Below are 18486 nucleotides of genomic sequence, written 5' to 3'. Positions count from 1 at the left end.
AGCCCTGCCTCGGGATAGGTACGAGAGACTGAAACGAAAATGCTGGAAGAGGGTGCGTAGAAGAGCCCTCTAGTTAACCAAAAATAAGCCTCAAAATATGGAAGAAGACGATAGCAAGGAAGGCACCGGCGGGCAGTGTGATTAACCAGGACATAAAAATAGTGCCGATGACTCTCAAGTTAAGTGCACCAATTCCTCTGGCAAGGCCAACCCCTAACACGGCACCCACCAGAGTGTGTGTGGTGGAAATAGGAAGCCCGGTCCCTGAGGCCAGAACGACGGTGGTCGCTGCTGCCAGTTCTGCTGCAAAACCTCTGCTGGGGGTTAGCTCAGTAATCGCTGTGCCTATGGTCGCCATGACTCTATATCCATAGGTAGCCAGACCCACCACTATGCCTCCAGCCCCCAGAAGCAAAACCCAGCTTGGCATGGCTGCCTTGCCTGCGATTTCTCCGCCACTGAGAACAATACTGGCCACTGCTGCCAGAGGACCTACTGCATTGGCAACATCGTTGGAACCGTGGGCAAAAGCCATCGAGCAGGCGGTGAAGATCATCATTACGCCAAAGACTCGCTCGACACTGGAGAAATGGAAAGCTTTGTCGGCCTGTGCATCTTCCTTGATTTTGGAAAGCGCTATTTTTCCGGCCAGCATGACCAGCAGGCCAATCAGTAGCGAGATCAGGCTGCTTTCCTGATAATCCAGCGGCAGGCCAATATGCTTGAGCCCCTTAGTCAGGGTCACCATAGCCATCATGAAGCCAACCAGAAACATATAAATGGGCACGTAAACTTTGGCATTTCTAAAAGGGTTGTCGGTATCCAGTATTAGTTTCTGGACGCTCATGAAAATCATGAAAGAAATAAAGCCGGACATGATGGGAGAGACGATCCAGCTGGCTACGATTGAGCTGACTTTCCCCCAGTTCACGGCATCTGCCGAGACGTTGACAACGGCAAAACCGACAATTGCCCCGACAATAGAGTGTGTTGTCGACACAGGCCAGCCATAATGGGTGGCAACTAACAGCCAGGTGCCCGCAGCCAGCAGGGCTGCCATCATTCCGTAAACCAGCAGCTGTGGATGCTCCAGCAGTAATGGCATGTCGGGATCGATGATCCCTTTTCTGATCGTATCGGTAACCGATCCACCGGCCAGGTAGGCACCCATAAACTCCAGGCAGACAGCAATGACAATGGCCTGTCTGATGGTCAGAGCTTTGGAACCGACCGAGGTTCCCATGGCGTTGGCGACATCATTTGCTCCCACGCCCCAGGCCATGAAAAAGCCAAAGAGGCAGGCGAGAATCAGCAGTATCGTTCCATACTCAGCGATAATGCTCATGGATGTTATTTCCAATCATTAGAGTTAACGGGCAAGCAGCAATTGAAGATAACTGCCAACTCTTGAGGCGCGATCTGCCAGGTCACCGACCCAGTCGATAATTTTGTAGAGAAAAATGACTTCCACAGGGGGGAGGTCCTTTTCCAGTTTGAACAGAATTTTTCTGACTTCAATCTGGTGCTTGTCGGTATCGCTTTCTATCTGGTCGAGCTCTTCAATGAGCTCTTCCACCAGATTGACTTCTCTTCCCCTGAAGCCTGTTTCCAGCAGTTCATCCAGTTCATCCATGGCCCTGACTGCTTGCGCTGAAGTGGCAATGGAGCGTTTCAGGTAGTCCATAAAAGCCTCCCTCATCTCCTGGGGGATCATCATTTGTCTGCCCAGCACAATGCCGGCAATATCCTTGGTCCTGTTTGCTACTTTATCTTGCACCGTCACTATCTCCAGAAGATCATTTCTGGGCACTGGCAAAAACAGGCTTTTGGGAAGGGAGAGTCGAACGTTCTTTTTGATGAGATCAGCCTCGTGCTCCAGCTCTACGATGGTTTGCTGAATACTTTCAACTTCCAGCCAGTCGCCATCAAATGCTGCTTTGAAAAATGGTTCCAGCTGTATGGCACATTCGTGTGCCTTGGCTATGTGTTTTTGTATCGGACCAATAGGAGATCGGCCAAATACACTCGATAGTAGATTGCTGGTTGGCATAGTCGCAGACCTGTCGGATTAAATTTCTAGGGGTCAGACTCCTCGTCGTTTGCGGCGAACGACTTACAGAACTAACATCGCATCCCGTTCCCTGGAAGAGGGCGGCTGACCAAAAATTATAGGAGCTGGCTGAAAATTATGCATTGAAACGCCACCTGCACTGGAAGTGCTGTGGCCATTCTGACGCTCATTTTTCATAACAAGCCCTTGTTGTTACAGGTAAAATGACCCTTTTAAGCCGTCGGTCAGATAACCCATGAATACTGAAACAGAGTTAAAGTTGTCGCTGCCAAAAGAGCAGATACCTCTTCTTAAGACACTGACTTTCTGGAAAAAGTTCGCCAGCTCGTCACCTGAAACCTTTCATTTGGGCAATACCTACTTTGACACGGCCTCTCTGACACTAAATCAGGCTCGGGTTGCCTTGCGTATCAGAGAGAAAAATGGTCAGCTTTTTCAAACGCTTAAAACCAAAGGTGAGAGTCTTGACGGACTGACTCGCCGGGGGGAGTGGGAGTGGTCAATAGAGCGACCGGAACTGGATATGGAAGGGTTAAAAAAAGTCTGGCCAGAATCATTGGGAGCTTTTCCTCCAGAGTCCCTGATACCGCTTTTCTCGACCGATTTTGATCGTACCTGCTGGCTGGTGGAGTGGTCTGAGCCAGATGCCAGGGTTGAAGTTGCTCTGGATTACGGGTTTGTCCGCTCAGGAGATGAGAGCAGTGTCATCTGTGAGTTGGAGCTCGAGCTGGTGAAGGGTGATGAAAATGCACTGCAAATGATTGCCGATGAACTGGCAAAAACCATTGATTTGAAGCCTGCAGACAAGAGCAAGGCCGAGAGAGGATTTGAACTGCTTCAGATCTTCAGGAATCCAGCCAGCACTAGCACGGTTGCCAGTCCAGTAAAAGCCTGAAGCAGGGTGGCCAGGGTGAATGACTTAAAGCCTGTGGCCGGGCTGATTCCGGAAAACTGAGTGACTACCCAGAAATAGCTGTCATTGGCATGGGTAACCATCATGGAGCCACATCCCGCCGACAAAAAGGTCAACAGTCGACCATTTTGGGAGTCCAGACCCAAGCCAGGCAGCAAGGGGTCCATCATCGAAGCCGCACTGATTAAGGCCACGGTGCTAGAACCCTGGGCGGTTTTGAAGAGAGCGGCTACGAGAAAAGGCAAAATCAGTCCAAGGCTCTCTGGCAGTCCTTGAGCAATTCTGGCTATATGTCCGGTCTGAGCCAGCATTCCCGCAAGCGCCCCACCGGCTGTAATGATCAAGATAATCATCGCGCATGAGTGAATACTCTCACTGAACATCTCAGTCAGTCCGGTCTTACAGTGTCGAATCAAAGGCAGGCTGGCCAGCAAACCCAGGAACAGAGCATTGGCAGGTTGTGAAAGGAAAGCAGTCCAGCTTTGCTCTTTATTGCCTGTTTGAAAGTTAGCCATGGACATCAGTAGCAAAGGCAGAAGGATAGGGATAATCGCTGTCCAGACATTCTTTTGATGAGCAGGGGGGGATTGAGGAGGGTCACTGACCACTTGGCTCTCATCATTCAGCCAGCGGGTGACCCATTTACCCCAGAGAATAGCTACAAAAGTGACCAGGAGAGCCACTCCCAGCGCCCAGGGAATTGTCAGGCTCGGAGATATTTCCAAAATCAGGGTTGCCGCTGCGGGCCCGGGTGTGGGAGGGACCAGAGAATGGGTTGCAAACAGGCCTCCACCCAGAGCAACGCTGAGAGAGATCGGGTTGCACTGCACTCTCCGGGCAATAGACTGCCTGATACTGTTGAGCAGGATAAATCCAGAGTCACAGTAAACGGGAATAGAAATAATATATCCGGCTATACCCATGGCTAACGCAGGAAAGCGCCTGGCGATAGAGAGAATCAGCTTCTCTGCGAGAAGGACGGCTCCGCCCGACTTCTCCAGAATATTTCCCAGTAATCCCCCAAAAATGATGAGCAGAGCGACGTCGCCGAACGTCTTGCCCATATCACGGGATATGAGGGGAGTCAGTTCAGAGATCGGCAGGCCTGAAAAAAAACCTGTGGCGTAAGCACTGAGCAGCAAGACGATGAATGGCGAAAACCTGAGACGACCAATCAATATCAGAATGAGGGCTGTCAGTGAAAGGACGAACAGAAAACTATGCAGTATTGATGGGGTCACAGCGGAGTGTCTTGAGAGAATGGTATTGAGTAAAAGTCAGTATAGAGGGGAATGGGTCACCTCGTATCCAGAAAGCCATTTATAACAGACATCAGTCGCGGTTTATTCTGGCGATATACTTAGTTGAACCATTGCTGAATTGAACTTCTGCTTAAAAGCCTGAATTTTCTTATAGGCATAAGCTGACGGTTTAGTGGAGAATAGCGAGATGGAAAGCTTTTCAAGGTAAAAGGAAACGACAGTGTCCAGTGTCCGTGAGCCGAAGTCAAACGCCAATAAATTCAGGGCCTCACTCAACAACAGAGAACTCCTTCTGGATCTGCAGACAGTGGTCTCTGATCTGATTCAGACGGGTCGGATCAGGCAATCGGAAGCCAATGAAATATTGGCTCGTCATCGAAATGCTGATCAACTTAAGCTTCACCCTCTGGAGTACATTGCCTCACAGGATCTGAAGGACGCCCGCAGTGGCGGCTCTCTCGATCTCGATACCCTGATGCATTGGTTGGCAGATCTGTCAGGCCAGGAGTATTTTCACATTGACCCTCTGAAAATTGATGCTACTGCCATTACTCCGGTCATGTCTCACGCTTATGCCATACGTCATCAGATTCTGGCAGTAGAAGTCTCGGCTGACGAGCTCGTGATCGCTTCAGCACAGCCGTGGCACATTGGCTGGGAGGATAATCTCAGACATATTAACCGCAAGGAAATCCGGCGGGTGGTCGCCAATCCAACCGATATTCGAAGATACACTTCGGAATTTTATCGACTGGCAAAGTCTGTCCTGGGTGCTAATGAACACAACGGCGTCCAGTCCACTCAGTTGAACAGCTTTGAGCAGATGCTTGAGCTGGGCAATATGAAGGCTCCGGACGCCAATGACCAGCACATAGTTAATATTGTCGACTGGTTGCTCCAGTATGCCTTTGAACAAAGGGCCAGTGATATTCATGTTGAGCCCAGACGAGAGCAGACTCACCTGCGTTTTCGAATTGATGGGGTGCTACACCTGATCTACCAGATGCCTGCCAAGGTGGCGGCTGCCGTAACCAGTCGCCTTAAGATTCTGGGTCGTATGAATGTGGCAGAGAAAAGAAAGCCACAGGATGGCCGACTTAAAACCCGCAACCCGGATGGCAATGAAGTTGAACTGCGACTTTCAACCCTGCCGACCGCCTTCGGGGAAAAGCTGGTGATGCGGATTTTTGATCCGGATGTTCTGGTCAAGGGATTTGGCGAGTTGGGTTTTTCCAGAGAAGACGAACGTCGCTGGACTCATATGACCGCGCAGCCCAACGGGATTGTTCTGGTCACGGGCCCTACTGGTTCAGGTAAAACTACTACGCTCTATTCGACGCTGAAAAGTCTGGCTTCTGATCAGGTGAATGTTTGTACTATTGAAGATCCTATTGAAATGGTGGAGTCCAGCTTCAATCAGATGCAGGTTCAGCATAATATTGATCTGACATTTGCCAGCGGCCTGCGTGCGCTGCTACGTCAGGATCCGGATATCATTATGGTGGGTGAGATTCGGGATTTGGAAACCGCTGAAATGGCGATTCAGGCGGCGCTGACCGGGCATCTGGTGCTTTCCACTTTACACACCAACGACGCGCCGTCTGCCATAACCCGTCTGCTGGAACTCGGTGTTCCCCACTATCTGATCAAAGCAACGGTTCTGGGAGTTATGGCACAGAGGCTGGTCAGAACACTGTGTCCTTCTTGCAAACAGCCTGTAAAACTCGATAAGTCTGGTTGGAAATCCCTGACTCGTCCCTGGACAGCCCCCGCGCCTTCGCAGATCTTTCAACCTGTGGGTTGTCTGGAATGCAGGGATACCGGATACAGGGGGCGAGCGGGTGTTTATGAGTTAATGCCTATGTCTCAATCTCTTAAGGACATGCTGGCAGAGACTTCTGATATAGAAAGCCTTCGTCGTCAATCCATCAAAGAAGGTATGTACAGTCTTCGCCTTTCCGGAGCTCAGAAAGTAGCAACAGGATTAACAACCATCGAAGAAGTGATGAGAGTGACACCAGACCAGCAGCATTGATTGACTCAGCTTTAAGAAGAAATGGTTGCAGTCTCCCACTGACTATTCGATATTAATATGTGAAGTGGCAGTGGAACAGTCAGATAATAATGAAAACACTTATCCTTACAGGCTTGCTGCTATTACCCTTTGCAATACAAGCGCAGAAGGTAATGGAACTGAAGCCTGCCGAAAAACCCCAATCATTTGTTGAGCAGATGCAGCAGAATTTTGATCCGGCTGTGGCTGATCTCGTGCTGGAGTCTTATTTGAACAGCCTGCTCAAGGCTAACGCAATTAAAGGTGGAGCCAGAAACTCATCCATAGAGTATTCTGTAAGAGCCAACCGGGAAGGGGAGTTGGTGGTGACTCGGCATCAGCAACTGGAGCGGGGGCTGGTCCGAAACAATAACACCCTGACAGTGTTCGGCGTTGGCCATACTTTGGAGTCAGACTGTTCCAGTATTGAGCAGCGTTGCTGGATTTTATATCCCGATAAGGATGAACGTTGGGTTGAAATAGAATATGCACCCAAAGCCGTGAAGGAACTGGCTAAAGGAATGGGGTTACTGATTAAGGAGCTGCAAAGGTAATTTCAGGCGGCAGACCTTGAAACACAGAGACTAAGCATCTCTTTTGCGTGGTTGAGTGTGGACTCGGTCATTTCTACACCGCCCAACATTCGGGCCACCTCTTTAACACGACAATCGCCTTTCAGGCCGACGATCTCAGTGGAGGTTTTAGCATTGCGAACCTTCTTGCTGACATGCAAATGCTGATGCCCCTGGGATGCTACCTGAGGCTGGTGGGTGACACAAATTACCTGACTTCTTTCTCCCAGCTCCCTGAGCATGGCCCCGACAATTTCCGCAGTGCCACCGCCAATGCCCACATCCACTTCGTCAAAGATCATGCTGGGAACGTGAGAGGTTTGAGCGGTTATCACCTGAATGGCCAGACTGATTCTCGACAGTTCACCACCAGAGGCCACTTTAGCGAGTGCTCTGGGTGGTTGACCCGGGTTAGTCGTCACCAGGAATTCGACCTCTTCAGCACCATTGGCTGAGAGCATGCTGCCCTCTATCGGTGTCAGGGCAATGATGAACTCTCCGTGGGGCAGGCCGAGCAAAGCCATGCGTCTAGTGATTTTCTTTTCAAGTTGTCTGGCAGCAGACTGACGTTTTCTGGAGAGTTTTTCGCATTGGTTCTGAAACTCGGATTTTAGTTCGATCAGCTTTTGTTGTAATGCTTCAACCCGTTCATCGCTGAACTGGATGCTCTCCAGCTCAGAGCCAAGCGTGCTTTGCTTTTCCAATAACGCTTCGGGTTGAACCCTGTGCTTTCTCGCAAGGTCGTAAATAGCACTGAGGCGTTCATCCACATCCCGCATTCTGGCGGGATCGGCATCAAAATGATCGATAAAGTGATTGATTTCTCCTACCGCTTCCTCGACCTGAATTTGGGCAGAGGACATCATTTCAATTGTGTTGTTGATGGCTGGGTGATCTATTTGCAGATCGCTCAGGCGCTGCAGGCAGGTGGAGAGTTTCTGGAGAATGTTACCTGCCTCGTTGTCTGAGCAGATAGCATTGATTTCGTGACACACGGAAAGAGTGCCTTCAGCATGGGATAACTGTTTGAGTTCCTGCTCAAGTTGTTCCAGCTCTCCTTCCTGAAGCGATAGCTGTTCCAGCTCCTGAAGCTGATAGCTGAGCAGTTGCACTCGTTCATCCTGCTCCCTGCGATTATGGCTGAGAGTGGTCAGTTCATCATGTGTCTGGTTGAACTGATGGGCAGTGCGAGCCACTTCAGAGGCCAGTTTTTGTATGTCGGCATAATCATCCAGAAGCAGTCGATGGTTGCTTTTTTTCAGTAACGACTGGCTTTCATGCTGGCCATGGATATCAATTAACCGTTCACCAATGGCCCGAAGATCCGCAAGGGGAGAAAGAGTCCCATTGATATAGGCACGGGACCGTCCCTCTTTGGTAATGACTCTTCGGAGAATGCACTCATCATCACTGGCCAGATCTTTTTCTTGCAGCCATGCTTTTGCCGCAGTGCACTGGCTGATATCAAAAGAAGCGTGAATCTCAGCTTTGTCAGTACCCTGACGAACACAGTGACTATCGGTTCTGTCACCCGTTGCCAGACCGAGAGCATCCAGCATGATGGACTTACCGGCACCGGTCTCGCCGGTAATGACAGTCATTCCACAATGGATGTCCAGATCCAGCTGGTCAACGATGGCGAAGTTGCTGATGGACAGTTGGGTCAGCATGATAAATACCCGCTACTGTAGCTTTACTGTTTATATATACAGTAACCTGAAGTGTGCGATTCGTAAAGTCAGAGCTGAAAAAATCCACTGATCCTGAACTGAATGAGATGGGTGGCCGTTGTGATTTTGTTTTGCGGCCCGGTGTTTTGCGAAATGATCGCTTGCGTTAAAAAAACTGTTTTTCAGGTCTTGAATCCGGAATTCGTGACCCAATATACGTTTCATCTAAATGATTGCCTCCCGGTCGGAGATTCTGGAATGACAGTAGAAAGCAGCAAACCTGAAGAGCAGGTAACGGAAGAAGCCACAGAGCAGCAGGCAGAAGAAAGCCTGCTGAACGAAGAGGGTGGTGTTGAACTCGACAGTGAAGGTAATCTGACCGACGGCCTTGAGAGTCAGCTGGAAGCACTCAACGAAGAACTTGCCAGGGCGAAAGATCAGACTCTGCGTACTGCTGCTGAAATGCAGAACATTAAGCGTCGTGCCGAGCAGGATGTTGAAAAGGCTCACAAATTTGCTCTGGAAAAATTTGTTGACGCACTGATTCCAGTGGTTGATAGCCTGGAAAAAGGCATTGAAAGTGCCGAACAGGCAGAAGGGTCTCACGAAGCCCTGGTAGAAGGTATGAAGCTGACTCTGAAGCAGTTCCTGGATGCATTGGGACGCTTCGCGGTAGTTCAGGAAGACCCCAGTGGTCAGCCTTTTGACCCGAACTTCCATCAGGCCATGTCGATGGTTCCGAATCCCGATGTTGAAGCCAACACCGTGATTGATGTTTTCCAGAAAGGATACAAGCTGAATGGTCGTTTGATTCGTCCGGCTATGGTTGTTGTTTCCAAATAAGTGATTTTGCTGAGGAATATTCAAAAAAGAATATTTCAACAGCCTTGAAATCAAATCGATTGATCCCATATTGATTTCAAAGGCCAAAAACAGCTGCTCACCAGACACTGGCAAGCAGCCCTCAGCTGAAGAATTAAAGAATTGAACTAAAGAATTTCGTCCTGGAATCAGGGCAATGGAGAGATTGAACAATGGGTAAAATAATCGGTATTGATCTGGGTACCACTAACTCTTGTGTATCTATTCTGGATGGTGAAAAAGCCAAGGTTCTGGAAAATGCTGAAGGCGGTCGTACAACGCCTTCTATCATCGCCTTCACTGACGATGGTGAGACTCTGGTAGGTCAGCCAGCCAAGCGTCAGGCCGTTACCAATCCTGACAATACCCTGTTTGCCATCAAGCGTCTGATTGGCCGTCGTTTCAAAGACGATGTGGTTCAGAAAGACATCCAGATGGTTCCTTACAAGATTGTTGAAGCTGACAATGGCGACGCCTGGGTTGAAGTTAAAGGTGACAAAAAAGCGCCGCCTCAGATTTCTGCTGAAATCCTGAAGAAAATGAAGAAGACCGCTGAAGACTACCTGGGCGAGTCTGTTACTGAAGCGGTGGTTACCGTACCTGCATACTTCAACGATGCTCAGCGTCAGGCAACCAAAGATGCTGGCCGTATTGCCGGTCTGGATGTCAAGCGTATCATTAACGAGCCAACTGCTGCTGCTCTGGCCTACGGCATGGACAAGAGGCAGGGTGACCAGACCATCGCTGTATACGACCTGGGTGGTGGTACTTTTGATATCTCAATCATCGAGATTGCCGATGTTGACGGCGAGCACCAGTTCGAAGTACTGGCCACCAACGGTGACACTTTCCTGGGTGGCGAAGACTTTGACATGCGTTTGATCGATTACCTGGCAGAAGAGTTCAAAAAAGACCAGGGTATCGACCTTAAAGGTGACCCTCTGGCCATGCAGCGTCTGAAAGAAGCTGCTGAAAAAGCCAAGATTGAGCTGTCTTCTGCTCAGCAGACTGATGTTAACCTGCCTTACATCACTGCCGATGCAACCGGTCCTAAACATCTGAACGTTAAAGTCACCCGCTCTAAACTGGAGTCTCTGGTTGAAGACCTGGTTCAGCGTTCTCTGGAGCCATGTCGTCTGGCGGTTAAGGACTCCGACCTGGATCTGTCTGACATCGACGAAGTCATTCTGGTGGGTGGTCAAACCCGTATGCCAATGGTTCAGGAAAAAGTTGCTGCTTTCTTCGGCAAGGAACCTCGTAAAGATGTGAACCCTGACGAAGCGGTAGCCATGGGTGCATCCATCCAGGGTGCGGTTCTGGCGGGTGACGTTAAAGACGTGCTGCTGCTGGACGTCACTCCACTGACTCTGGGTATCGAAACCATGGGTGGAGTTATGACTGCCCTGATTGAAAAGAACACCACGATTCCGACCAAGAAGTCTCAGGTATTCTCTACTGCTGATGACAACCAGAGTGCTGTGACCATTCACGTTTGTCAGGGTGAGCGCAAGCAGGCTTCTGCCAACAAGTCTCTGGGACGTTTTGACCTGTCTGACATTCCACCGGCTCCACGTGGCATGCCTCAGATTGAAGTCAGCTTCGACCTGGATGCCAACGGTATCCTGAATGTTTCTGCCAAGGACAAGGCTACTGGCAAAGAGCAGTCCATTGTGATCAAGGCTTCTTCCGGCCTGTCTGACGATGAAATTGATCAAATGGTTCAGGACGCTGAAGCTAACGCGGCTGAAGACAAGAAGTTTGAAGAGCTGGCGGCTGTCCGTAATACGGGCGATGGTCTGGTACATGCTACCCGCAAGACTCTGGAAGAAGCCGGTGATAAGGCCACTGAAGAAGAGAAGAGTGCGATCAACGAAGCTCTGACTGCTCTGGAAGAAGCGCTGAAGGGTGACGACAAGGATCTGATTGAAGAGAAGTCCAAGGCACTCTCTGAAGCTTCTTCCGGTCTGGTTCAGAAGATGTACGCTGAAGCCCAGCAGCCGGGTGCTGAGAGTGCTCAGGAAGCTGAATCTTCTTCTGCTGCGGACGACGCCGTAGATGCCGAGTTCGAAGAAGTGAAAGATGACAAGAAGTAAACCCATTCCGCGCTGCGGTATGAGTTGATTTGGCGGCGCGGGAGCTTTCTCCCGCGCTCTTGTGTTTAAGAGGCTGTCTGAAAAGTTTCGCTGATTTTCCAAACAGTCTCTGATTCAATAAATCGGGATCGATCCCGATGTATGAAAGCGATTTGGATTATTTCGGTCAGGTGATCTGACGGAACCTGACCACAGGGTGTTACTGATGGCAAAACGTGATTTTTACGAAGTACTGGGCGTAGAAAAGGGGGCCTCTGACAAGGAGATCAAGAAGGCCTACCGCCGCATGGCTATGAAGTTCCACCCTGACCGTAACCCTGATGACAAAGAGGCAGAAGAGAATTTCAAGGAAGTAAACGAGGCTTTCGAAATCCTCTCTGATGATCAGAAGCGTGCCGCCTACGACCAATACGGTCACGCCGGTGTCGATCCCAATATGGGCGGCAGTGGAGCTGGCGGCTTCGGTGGAGCTGGCGGTTTCGGTGACGTCTTCGGTGATGTTTTTGGAGACATCTTTGGTGGCGGCGGCCACTCCCGCAGCTCTGTTCAGCGAGGTGCTGATCTGCGCTACCAGCTGGAGCTGAGTCTGGAAGAAGCGGTTAAGGGGACTACCAAGAAAATCAAGATTCCTTCCCTGGTAGTCTGTCAGTCCTGCGACGGTTCTGGTGCCAGGAAAGGCACTTCTCCGGTTACCTGTACCACCTGTGGAGGCATGGGTCAGGTGCGTATGCAGCAGGGTTTCTTCTCTGTTCAGCAAACCTGTCCTGATTGTCACGGCACCGGCAAGATGATAAAAGACCCTTGTCGTGAGTGTCATGGTGAAGGTCGGGTTCAGGAATATAAGACTCTGTCTGTAAAAATTCCTGCCGGCGTCGATACCGGTGACCGTATTCGTCTGGCTGGTGAAGGTGAAGCGGGCGTCAATGGTGGTCCAGCCGGTGATCTCTACGTTCAGGTCAGCGTAGCAGACCATCGGATCTTCCAGCGTGATGGCAAGCACCTCTACTGTGAAGTGCCTATTACCTTTGTTGATGCAGCCCTCGGTGGCGAACTGGAAGTTCCGACCCTCGACGGTCGGGTAAAACTCAAGATTCCAAAAGAAACCCAGACTGGCAAGTTGTTCCGTCTGCGCGATAAAGGTGTCACACCGGTGCGTGGCGGTAGTCGTGGAGACCTGATGTGTCGTGTTGTGGTAGAAACGCCGGTGCATCTGACTGAACGCCAGAAAGAGCTGATGGAAGAGTTGAAGGAAACCTTTGCTGCCGAAGGTGAGCATCGTCAGTCGCCTAAGAAAACCTCTTTCTTTGAAGGGGTTAAAAAGTTCTTCGACGATATGGGCAAGTGATCGGTCAGTCAGAATGGAAAATAAAAAAAGTGGCTTCAGTGCCACTTTTTTTATGTCCAGCGTTGTTCAATTAATGCGTAGGCTTACAGAAATATTTATCGTACTCGGTAAGAAAGTATTGATGATTGAAGTACTTTGTAGTCATGGCTCCCAGCGCTTCGTTTCTGTCTCTGAACGGGTTTTTGTAAACTAGTTCTTTCTGTTCCAGAAAATCCCGGTAATCAGAGTTTGGAGTATCGGCATCATTGTCGAAGTTTGTTATATCAATGTAGGAGAAAATCAGGCGATCTTCTTCTGCAATAACGACAGTATTCCAGGCATGTGTTTTGTAGGGTGAAAACAATGCCCTGGTCAGGTAAACATTTGCCAGTACGTCAGGAAACAGCTGTTTCAGTTGGGCAAAAACAACCATTCCCAGTACCGTGTATTTATCACAGTCGCCAATCTCCCTTCGCCAATATTCAGCGATTGAACACTCCTCCGGAAAAGTCATTGCCAGCTCGCCTTCATCCACAGTCTCGTAGTGAAGCTTTTGTGAAACAATATGAGCTGTCAGATAGAGCAAATTATAGATCGTTGGTTTTTTTACATAGTTAGCTATGTTTTCAACGTACTTGAAAATTTCCGCCTGGTCGTCTGTCGAAAAAAGGTTCATGCTGTTATAAACATGTATTGAGTTAAGCTGGGAAAATAAATCTTTTGGTAGAGGGATGGGCTCTTTCTTACTCTGGTAGCCCGCCAGATTACCGATGTACTCAAATTCAAGATGATTAGCGGGGTATACACTGCAGGTTGGCTGGTCTGAGATTAGAGAAGGGTAAGTGTCCAGGTCAATGCCATGGAAGTAGAGGGAAGTTGCATCACTCAGCGTTATGTTTTTGCTCATGGCTTCATGAATAAAAGCTGTAGGCACTTTTGAAGAGTAGAGTTTTTTTAATTCAAAGGGTGTGCGGGCGAGCCCGATGTATCTGGGCAGGTCTTTTGTTGTTAAGCCTTTTTCGAATGTTTCATGAAAATCTCTCTGTTCAGTATCCGTGGCGATATACAAGCCGTTCTTGTTTAGGGAGTCTGCAAGATTGGGAGGTATTCCATGTTTAACATAAGCGATAATAGACCTGGCACGATAAACACCTGCCTCGATGTAGCTGTTAGCCGTTTGGGGAGTTAGTCCTGCCTCGAGAATATCTGCAATAAAAAATGGTTTGGAAATGACTCTGGGATGAAACATAGCGGCAACGCCCGGAGTAATGTTGAAGTGAGTATAATAGTAAATAATGTCTGGACTGATTGTTGGGGCATCTTGAGCAAAAAGAAGGACTTCTTCTGGCGTGGTTCCTACTTCTATGAGGCTCTCAATATCATAATCGACTAGCCCGGCGTTCAAGAAAGCCTGTTTTTTTTGTTCTGTAATATCAGCTTCGGCGCAGAAGCTCGTCGTTATGAGCAGCGCAGTTGTCAGTATTATGGCACGTTTTGCAATGTTCATAGGCGTACTCCTTTACTGGCAGATTTAATGGTCCTCTATGTATTAGAGTTTCTGGAGAGCGAGAAGTTCCCCCAGGGGTATAGATGATTTACAGGTAAAGCCGACCTTGCAGGCTCCTGGTTTGACGCCCAGCCTACTTCGATTGCGTCGTACAGAAGTATTCTTCGTATTTGCTAAGAAAGTTTCGCATCTCGAAGTACTCTGGGTACATTGCTCCCAGTTCTTCATTTTTGTTTCTGAGTGGGCTCGGGATGCAGCCAGCTGCCTCATACAGATTGTGCAAGGCGTCATGCAGTTGTATAAGAAACTGAAGAATAAGGCGCAGAACATTGGAATCAGTGTCGTATCTCATGATGTCAATGTACGTAACAATCAGGTGATTCTCTTCTGCAATGACGACGGTATTCCAGGAATGTCTTTTGTATGTCGAAAACCATTCCTTGCTTAGGTAAACATTGGTCAGTACGTCAGGAAACAGTTGTTTTAGTTGGGCAAAAACAACCGCACCCAATGCCATATATTTATCACAGTCACCCATGCCCCTTCGCCAATATTCAGCTATTGAACAGCCTTCCGGGAAGGTAAGACTCAGCTCGCCATCCACTAATGCGTAGTGAAGCTTGTCTGAAACAATTTTTGCGGTCAGGTAGAGCAAACTATAGATCGTGGGGTTTTTTACATCTTTTGCAGCCTTTTCAACGTACTTGAAAATTTCCGCTTGATCGTCTGTTGAAAAGTGGTACATATCGTATTGGATATATATGGAATTTAGCTCGGAAAATAGAGCTTTTGGTAGAGGAATGGGCTCTTTTTTACTCTGGTAGTTTACAAGATTACCCAAGTGTTCAAATTTAAGATGAGAAATGGGATACACAGTGCAGGTATTTTGGTCAGAGATTAAAGACGGGTAGGTGTCCAAGTCAATGCTGAGAAAGTAAAGAGACATTGCATCATACAGTTTTATACCCTTACTTTTAGCTTCATGAAGAAAATCTGGGGGCACTTTGGAAAAGTAGAGATCTTGTAACTGATCGATTGATATGGTGAGCCCTCTGTATTTAGACAGGTTTTCTGCCGTTATCCACTGTTTAAATTCATCTTGAATAGGGATACGATCACTGCTCATGATTACGAAAAAGAGGTTTTTGTATAGAGAATTTGCAAGATCAGGGGATATTCGTTTTTTGGCGTACCCGATGATACTGAAGGCCACATTAATGCCGACGTCGAGGTAGCTATTTGCCGTTTGGGGGCTTAACCCTGCCCGTAGAACCTTATCTATAAAAAACGAATCATTGGCCACTTCAGGACGAAATGATGCAACGACTTCCGGAGTAATGTTGCGCCGTGTAAAACTGTGAATGTCATACGGGCTGACCATTGGGGCTTTTTGAGAAAAAAGAAAGACTTCTTCTGCCGTAGTCCCCACCTCTGTAAGGTACTCAATATCATAACCGGCCAGTGCATCTTTCAGGCAATGTCCTTCTTGTTCTGTAATATCAGCGTCGACACTAAAACTCATCAATATGAGTAATGCAGAGATCAGCTTGATGGCATTTGTAATGTACATTGGCGTACTCCTTTATTGCCGGGCTTCAGTTATCCGGAAGATTTCTTTCTAATACTTCCAACATCATGTTGTTATCAGGATGCAATGCCTTTTGTTGTAATTCTCTGGCCAGTTCATAAAAACTATCTCCTGGCTTAGTTGTTTGAGACATATAATCAAGCATTATTTCATTTGATTTATCACAGACGTACTGGCAAAACTCGGGTAATCTACCTTCGTCTAATAACCGGGTAAAGTAACTTTGCCGATCGTCAGCTGAGAGATCAGTGTATTCATGGATTTTTGAGGTATCCGTTCCATTAAAAAAATGCGGAATTAACGTTGGGATTAGCCCAGGATATCTCAGGATATCGTCGGTGACTGCTCTGCATATCTTATCGAGTTCTAAATGGGCATTCTCAGGGTCATACCAGAAATCATGTTTATTTTTTCTGTCACATAATTCTATTTGCTCTTTGCTCATTGTTAACAGAGCCGATTTAACCTCTTGCATAAGGAATGGATTTAAATGGAATGCACTATTAGCTACTTTCCAGCGGCCTAATAGTTTCGGGTTGCCTGTTTTTGGTACTCTATGACCACATCTGCCCAGTCCAAGGTAGGGTTTATTTAAGCATTGTGCAATATTAGCGGTGCTGGCTCCCGGTGCATAAATGGGGATGTTGGAAAAATAACAAACCAACTCAAACAGTCGCTTCGGTAAAAAAGTAAATTCAAATACGGTGACCTTATCTATAAGTGATTTCTCAGTGGTAAAGTCCAGGGAGTAATTAGTTGAAAACTGTATATTACCAGTATCACTGAGTTCTTTTTTTCCTTTCTCAGACAGACTGATATTCTCGCTGTGTGGTGCAATAATAATGATAGGCTTATCACCAAAACACGCTTTAGCAGCATTTGTGTAATTGTAATACTCATGTTTTAACATTCCCCAAGCATGATAAGAAAGGGCTAAATATATTTTATTTTCTTTGGCCGATTGCAATAATTCGGTAAAAAATTGAGCTAATTTTTCAGTATCATAACCTTGTATTACTGGCTTTTGTAAGCTGTTAGCTATATCCCTTTTCATTAACTCTGGTGTTGACGTATCTTTATTGATCTCGTACGGATAAATGGGTAGATGATTTTCTCGGTTTTTCAGGGGTATTTCCTTCGTACATTCAGTGAACCATCTATAGTTAGTTATTTGAAATAATGGAGCTTTTGTTGATGTTTTATACGAGTCCCAAACGGTGTAAATTTGTAGTGTGTTTTTTGATAAAAGATGGGTTGGTATTGTCTGTTCTATGATGTATGGAATACCAAATATTTTATCTGGTCTTATTTTTGGTGACGATAATTTGTGATCCCCGTGAATGATAGACTCATCAATGTCACGCGCAGGTAAACCAGAAAGAAGATTTGGTAATTTGTTGCTAAGAGTAGGTTCATAGCCAGAAAAGCGAACCAGATTTAAAGTGCCAGGGGAAAGTCTGACAAAATTCCTTAAGAATTCTATATACAGGTTTAAATTTCCATAGCCCTGAGTGGGGGAGCTAGCTTCTACCAGAAAAACTATTTCTTTAACTTTCCCAGCTTTACTTTGCAAAGAGGTGATTCTATTCATAGATGATGCATGAATCGGTATCTGCCTGAAAAAATCCTGAAGAAAAGATATCCATTGCTTGTCCTTTGGTATCAAACAACCAACTTGCTGGAGAGCACTACTTTCGATAATAGAAGACTCTTTAGTGTTTTTTAACTTTTTTGGAAGCACCTCTGCGGACGAACTTTCACAGGCTGTTCTTTTTTCATCATGCCAGGTAATTCCTTCATTAGTTGAAACATAATAATGCTCCAGTTTAGTCGGGGGCTCAGGAAAAGATTTTTCCAAGGTATTTTCCGGTTTGTGTACTTGGTTTATGGCAGAAGTTGCACAAACATCATTCTTAAAGATTTTGTTTATATTATGGTGTTCCTGACTGGCAAAGGTATCAGTAGTAGTTTGGTCACCTTTTTCTACATTAATTGTTTTTTCTTGTGTTGACAGTTCACTGGTAAGTCTGGGCTGAACTGGAAGATGACTATTAATCATAATGAACCTCCGAACCAATTTCCCGTTACTGGCTGAGAAAGCGTTAATAGGTGTATTTCGATCTGTCGTGTTGATAACTGTCCAATTAGCCAGAAATATAAGATTCCATACGGCCAACTACTTAGCATTGAATGGGTGAGTCCTTTGTATTTAGGTTCTAAGCTCCAGTTTAAATGCGTCATGAAGGTCGGTCCATTCAAAGTCAGTGATTGTACTAAAGCCGTTTCGTTTTAAGGTGCCTGCAATATCTGCCGTGGTCTCCACCTCTATGTGGCGGCCAATATCATAATTGGCCAACGAGGCGTTCAGGAAGCGTTCTTTTTCTTGTTCTGTAATATCAGCGTTGACACAAAAACTCATCGTTATGAGTAATACAGATATCAGCTTGATGGCATGGCTTGTAATGTTCATTGGCGTAATCCTTTACTATCGGGTTCAATAGTCCATGGAACTTAGAGTCTCGGGAGAGTGATTAGTTCCCCCAGGAGGGAAATATAGTAGCGTTACAGGTAA

General features: G+C 47.3%; 14 protein-coding genes. 6 read left to right on the top strand and 8 right to left on the bottom strand.

Features of this window, described 5'->3' with window-relative positions; translation table 11 throughout:
- Window positions 1-73 precede the first annotated feature (73 nt).
- Both ACO6VG_RS01525 and ACO6VG_RS01520 read right to left on the bottom strand, forming a co-directional pair.
- The gene (locus tag ACO6VG_RS01525) at window positions 74-1345 is read right to left on the bottom strand and encodes an inorganic phosphate transporter (RefSeq protein ID WP_422135287.1); all 1272 of its coding nucleotides are present in this window, start codon (window positions 1343-1345) and stop codon (window positions 74-76) included.
- Between the two features lie 24 nt (window positions 1346-1369).
- Complete coding sequence (locus tag ACO6VG_RS01520) at window positions 1370-2050, bottom strand: TIGR00153 family protein (RefSeq protein ID WP_317145111.1); 681 nt, start codon at window positions 2048-2050, stop codon at window positions 1370-1372.
- 256 nt (window positions 2051-2306) lie between these two features.
- On the opposite strand from ACO6VG_RS01520, the gene ACO6VG_RS01515 reads away from it, so the two are divergent.
- Window positions 2307-2966 carry an inorganic triphosphatase gene (locus ACO6VG_RS01515; protein ID WP_422135286.1) on the top strand — a complete coding sequence of 220 codons (660 nt, stop codon included), beginning with the start codon at window positions 2307-2309 and terminating at the stop codon, window positions 2964-2966.
- On the opposite strand, the gene ACO6VG_RS01510 is transcribed toward ACO6VG_RS01515, so the two are convergent.
- Window positions 2909-4225 (bottom strand): GntP family permease, encoded by a 1317-nt coding sequence (locus tag ACO6VG_RS01510; protein ID WP_422135285.1) that lies wholly within the window; start codon window positions 4223-4225, stop codon window positions 2909-2911. The genes ACO6VG_RS01515 and ACO6VG_RS01510 overlap by 58 nt on opposite strands.
- A gap of 328 nt (window positions 4226-4553) precedes the next feature.
- Here ACO6VG_RS01510 and ACO6VG_RS01505 point away from each other — a divergent pair, with 328 nt between their 5' ends.
- Together ACO6VG_RS01505 and ACO6VG_RS01500 are read left to right on the top strand one after the other, a co-directional pair.
- Window positions 4554-6281 (top strand): GspE/PulE family protein, encoded by a 1728-nt coding sequence (locus ACO6VG_RS01505; protein ID WP_422411077.1) that lies wholly within the window; start codon window positions 4554-4556, stop codon window positions 6279-6281.
- 89 nt (window positions 6282-6370) lie between these two features.
- On the top strand, window positions 6371-6853 hold the full coding sequence (locus ACO6VG_RS01500) for a hypothetical protein (protein WP_422135284.1): 483 nt from the start codon (window positions 6371-6373) through the stop codon (window positions 6851-6853).
- A 2-nt stretch (window positions 6854-6855) separates the two neighbouring features.
- On the opposite strand, the gene recN is transcribed toward ACO6VG_RS01500, so the two are convergent.
- A complete protein-coding gene (recN, locus tag ACO6VG_RS01495) occupies window positions 6856-8541 on the bottom strand; it encodes a DNA repair protein RecN (RefSeq protein WP_422472333.1) in 1686 nt (561 codons plus the stop codon).
- A gap of 258 nt (window positions 8542-8799) precedes the next feature.
- Between recN and grpE the strand changes: the two genes are divergently transcribed.
- The 3 genes from grpE to dnaJ all read left to right on the top strand — a co-directional run bounded on the left by grpE (window position 8800) and on the right by dnaJ (window position 12840).
- Complete coding sequence (gene grpE / locus ACO6VG_RS01490; protein WP_422135282.1) at window positions 8800-9384, top strand: nucleotide exchange factor GrpE; 585 nt, start codon at window positions 8800-8802, stop codon at window positions 9382-9384.
- A gap of 191 nt (window positions 9385-9575) precedes the next feature.
- Window positions 9576-11495, top strand: a complete 1920-nt coding sequence (gene dnaK / locus ACO6VG_RS01485) for a molecular chaperone DnaK (RefSeq protein ID WP_422138871.1) — start codon at window positions 9576-9578, stop codon at window positions 11493-11495.
- A gap of 205 nt (window positions 11496-11700) precedes the next feature.
- A complete protein-coding gene (dnaJ, locus tag ACO6VG_RS01480) occupies window positions 11701-12840 on the top strand; it encodes a molecular chaperone DnaJ (protein ID WP_422135280.1) in 1140 nt (379 codons plus the stop codon).
- A 70-nt stretch (window positions 12841-12910) separates the two neighbouring features.
- On the opposite strand, the gene ACO6VG_RS01475 is transcribed toward dnaJ, so the two are convergent.
- From ACO6VG_RS01475 to ACO6VG_RS01460, 4 genes are all read right to left on the bottom strand, one after another.
- Complete coding sequence (locus ACO6VG_RS01475) at window positions 12911-14326, bottom strand: hypothetical protein (protein WP_422472331.1); 1416 nt, start codon at window positions 14324-14326, stop codon at window positions 12911-12913.
- Window positions 14327-14459: 133 nt separating this feature from the next.
- Window positions 14460-15851, bottom strand: coding sequence for a hypothetical protein (locus ACO6VG_RS01470; protein ID WP_422472329.1), 1392 nt, complete (start codon window positions 15849-15851; stop codon window positions 14460-14462).
- Window positions 15852-15921: 70 nt separating this feature from the next.
- Window positions 15922-17973 carry a hypothetical protein gene (locus ACO6VG_RS01465; RefSeq protein ID WP_422472327.1) on the bottom strand — a complete coding sequence of 684 codons (2052 nt, stop codon included), beginning with the start codon at window positions 17971-17973 and terminating at the stop codon, window positions 15922-15924.
- 150 nt (window positions 17974-18123) lie between these two features.
- Complete coding sequence (locus ACO6VG_RS01460; protein ID WP_422135276.1) at window positions 18124-18384, bottom strand: hypothetical protein; 261 nt, start codon at window positions 18382-18384, stop codon at window positions 18124-18126.
- Window positions 18385-18486 lie beyond the last annotated feature (102 nt).

The organism is Endozoicomonas sp. ALB032 (assembly GCF_049310125.1).
Lineage (GTDB): Bacteria > Pseudomonadota > Gammaproteobacteria > Pseudomonadales > Endozoicomonadaceae > Endozoicomonas_A.
Note: the sequence above shows the minus strand (reverse complement) of the source record. Positions and strands in the feature narration are given on the sequence as shown.